Here is a 678-nt window from a genome sequence, read left to right as displayed (position 1 = left end):
ACGGCGGTGGCCGGGCGTCGACCCGAAGCACATGCCGGGGCGGCACTCGGCTCAGCGCCCAGGGGCCGGGCAGCCGGCGAGCCGACGCCGGCCGTGCCGCCGACGCGGCGGACGGCACGCGTGAGCCGTGCCGTGCGACCGACGACGGCGCGCGCGACGCCGGCGCCCGGCCGTGCGGCGCGATCCGTGCCGGTGGGTCGTGCCGTCGGGGAGCTGGTGTGGCCGGTGGGTTGTGTGGTGCGGCCGGTGGTCAGCGGGGCGGTGGTGGGGCGTGCGGCGTGCGTGTCCGCTTCCGCGGCGCGATCCGTGCCGGTGGGTCGTGCCGTCGGGGAGCTGGTGTGGCCGGTGGGTTGTGTGGTGCGGCCGGTGGTCAGCGGGGCGGTGGTGGGGCGTGCGGCGTGCGTGTCCGCTTCCGCGGCGCGATCCGTGCCGGTGGGCTGTGCCGTCGGGGAGCCGGTGCGGCCGGGGGAGGGTGCGGTGTCGGCGTCCGGCACTGCCGTCGGCGGCGTGGCTCCCCGTGTGCCGGGGATTCGCCGGGAGGGGCGGCGGTCGGTGTCCCGGCCGGGGGTGCCGTCCGCGCGGGCCCGGCCCGCCGGTGGGCGGGGGACCCCGGCGGACTGCGCCGGTCGTCGCCACGCGGCGCCCGGCAGGGCCGGCCGTACGCCCCGGCGGAGGCCG

At 81.3% G+C, this 678-nt stretch carries 1 pseudogene; it reads right to left on the bottom strand.

Annotated elements, in window-relative coordinates:
- Nucleotides 1–494: pseudogene (locus LE181_RS31365) on the bottom strand (hypothetical protein); the annotation flags it as partial.
- Nucleotides 495–678 lie beyond the last annotated feature (184 nt).

The organism is Streptomyces sichuanensis (genome assembly GCF_020328095.1).
Taxonomy (GTDB): domain Bacteria; phylum Actinomycetota; class Actinomycetes; order Streptomycetales; family Streptomycetaceae; genus Streptomyces; species Streptomyces cinnamoneus.
This window is presented reverse-complemented; position numbering and strand designations above follow the sequence as displayed.